This window comes from Candidatus Rokuibacteriota bacterium (assembly GCA_016209385.1).
GTDB lineage: Bacteria > Methylomirabilota > Methylomirabilia > Rokubacteriales > CSP1-6 > JACQWB01.
Genome location: JACQWB010000006.1, coordinates 1 through 2,994, shown reverse-complemented (window position 1 = coordinate 2,994; position 2,994 = coordinate 1). Strand labels below are relative to the sequence as shown.

The 2,994-nt window shown below is 70.3% G+C and carries 2 protein-coding genes; both read right to left on the bottom strand.

The genetic code is table 11. The features are described 5' to 3' along the window. Window positions 1-172: 172 nt before the first annotated feature. Complete coding sequence (locus HY726_00345; GenBank protein MBI4607440.1) at window positions 173-1,009, bottom strand: amidohydrolase; 837 nt, start codon at window positions 1,007-1,009, stop codon at window positions 173-175. 14 nt (window positions 1,010-1,023) lie between these two features. After that, window positions 1,024-2,691 carry a thiamine pyrophosphate-binding protein gene (locus tag HY726_00340; protein ID MBI4607439.1) on the bottom strand — a complete coding sequence of 556 codons (1,668 nt, stop codon included), beginning with the start codon at window positions 2,689-2,691 and terminating at the stop codon, window positions 1,024-1,026. Window positions 2,692-2,994: the final 303 nt, after the last annotated feature.

Here is a 2,994-nt window from a genome sequence, read left to right as displayed (position 1 = left end):
GTTCGGGTGGGTCCTCGGCCCAGCGAGCTCCGTGAACTCCCACGTCACAGGGTTGGGGATAGTAGTCATGTCATTCCCGGGTCCGAGATAGTATAAGGTTCGGAAGGGGCGGGTACCCGGGCATCCACGCCGAAGGCGTGGGGGTGCCTGGGTGGCCCCCCTCCGAGGAAGCTCATGGCAGCGGCCAGCCGAGCCAGTCGGCAGCCGCTCGCCCCATGATCCACTTCTTGTCCTCGCTCGAGAGGAAGTCGAGCGCCTCGGTGAAGAGGGTGACGGCCTGACGGTAGGGACAGGTGAGGCGCGAATAGTCGGTGCCCCAGAGCATACGACGCGGCCCGAAGGCATCGTAGACCCGGCGGATCTGCCGGTGCAGACCGGGAAACGGGTACGGCTCACTCGAGTAACACGGCAGCGCCGAGGGCTTCACTGCGACGTTCGCGTGGCGCGCCAGCGCCAGCACCTCGTCGAGGTGCGCAAAGGCTGCCTCGTCCCGGCTTCCCAGCGGGCACGCGAGGTGATCCAGGATGAGCTTCAGCCCCGGGTGACGCCCGGCGACGCTGTCCAACTGCTTCACCAGCCCCGGCACGAAGACCATCACGGGCAGCCCTGCGCGCTCCGCGGCGGCCCAGAACCAGTCAATCGAACTGCTCTCGAACCAGGCGCGCCACGGCGGGCGGTGGAGGGTCAAGCGCACGCCGACCATCCCCGGCTGCTCGCGCCACGTTGCGAGTCGGCTCGCCTCTGCCGGCGCTTCGAGGGGGAAGCGGCCCATTACGGCGAAACGATCCGGATATTGCCTTGCCGCCTCGAGAGCAAGGTCATTGCGGTCCCCTTCCCACGACGGCGGGACAAGGACGACGCGGTCCACTCCCGCCCGGCTCATCGCTTGGAGCAGCTCCTCGACACCCAGCGGCGTCGAGCGGTGGGCCTGGGCGGCCCGCCCCGGTGGCCACGGGCGGGCTGGGGTGTCCGCCCCCCAGATGTGCACCTGCGAATCGACGATCAGCATGCCGCCGCCACGCCTCACAGCATGGGCTTGAAGCCGCGGTCGATGGCGACGTCCACCAGGGTCGCGGCGGAAGCCGCCAGCGCCTTCTCCAGCGCGCCCCGCAGCTCCGCAGGCTTCTCCACCCGCTCGGCCTGGACGCCGAGCGCGCGCGCCAGCCCCACGTAGTCGACCTCGGGGTCCACCAGATCCATCCCCGGGTAGATCCCGCGCTTGGCCGAGTCGAGTCCCATGCCGAGCATCCCGGCCTTCAGGATCGCGTACGAGGCGTTGTTGAGGACGACGTACGTGATCGGCAGGCGGTAGCGGGCGCAGGTCCAGAGCGCCTGGCAGGCGTACATCACGGAGCCGTCGCCGATGGTGGCGACGACCTTCCTGCCCGGGCTGGCGAGCTGGACGCCGATGGCCGCGCCCATCCCCCACCCGAGCGTGCCCGTCTTGGAGCTGTAGAAGGAGCCCGGCGTCTTGAAGGGGAGGTAGCCCAGGACGTAGCGGAGGGAGGAGGCCGACTCGTCCACGACCACGGCGTCGTCGGCCAAGAGCGAGGCGAGCGTGTGGAGGAGAAAGGCCTGACCGATCGGGACGCGCTCGCGCTCCGCCTCGGCGGTCTCGCGCATCCCCTTGACGTACGCCGCGCGCCGCCGGCCGATCTCCGCGGCGCGGACGCTCGCGGCCTTTCGAGCGGCGACGTCGTATCGGGCGCCGACCTCGCCCGCGAGGGCCGCGAGGGCGGCTTTCGGGTCGCCGACGATCCCGAGGGTCACCGGGTAGCTCTTGCCCACCTCCCGCGCATCGGCGTCGAGCTGGATCACGGGAAGGCCCGGCGGGAACGGCTCGCCGGGGACGTGGAGAAACCACGTGAAGACGCTCGCTCCGACGATCAGCGCGCAATCGGCTTCGTCAAGCGCCTTGCGCACGCCCGTGACCGCAGGGAAGAGCCCGCCCCGCCAGAGCGGGTGGTCGCCGGGGAAGTTGGTCCGGCGGTACACCGGCTCGCCGTGCACGCGCGCGCCGATCAGCTCTGCCAGCGCGACCAACTCGCCGACCGCATTCGCTCGTGCCACACCGTCCCCCGCCACAATCAGGGGCGCCTTCGACGCGGCGAGCAGCCCGGCGGCCGCTGCCAGGGCTTCAGGCTCGGGGAGCGAGCGGGCCGCGACGGGCGGGCTCGGTGCCCCCGAATCCTCGATCACGGCCGTCATCAGGTCCATCGGAAGGGAGAGGAACACGGGGCCCGTCGGTGGGGCTTTAGCCAGCGCCAGAGCTCGGCGCAGCGCGCGCGGGGCCTCGTCAGGACGCCGCACCTCGTAGGACCACTTGGTGAACTGCTCGCTGAGCTGGACCAGGTCAGCGGCCAGGATCGGGTCCTCGAGGAGGAGACGGGAATCCTGCTGCCCCGCCGTAACCAGAAGCGGCGTCTTCGCGCGCGCGGCGTTGTGGAGGACCGAAAGCCCGTTGGCGAGCCCCGGGGCCACGTGGAGATTCACGACACCCACCGTCCCCGACGCCTGCGCGTAGCCGTCGGCAGCGGCCACCGCCGTAGCCTCCTGGAGCGCCAGGATGTACTCGATCCCAGAATCGGGCAGCGCGTCCAGAAACGTGAGCTCGGTCGTCCCGGGGTTGCCGAAGAGGTAGCGCACCCCTTCAGCCCTGAGGATCTCCATCAAGACCTGGGCGACCTTCATGGCAGCTCGGGATCAGGCTGGACGGGACCGACCTCGACGGCCGCGAGGCTGGACAGCGGAAGCGTGGACTGCGGGATGGGCGCGCTGCTACGACAATCGGAGGGGGCCCGGGTACCCACGCCGGAGGCGTGGGTGTCCCCCTCGGAGGCCTCCCCCAGGAATCGGTTGCGCGGGCGAAGCCCGCGCTCGAAGCGCATTACTCTAACAGGCTCCTACGCGGTGCCGGTGCGAGCGCGCTCGAAGAGTTCCTCCGCCCGAACCGTGTTGAAGACCCCGCAGATGCAGAACCGGGCGAGATACCTG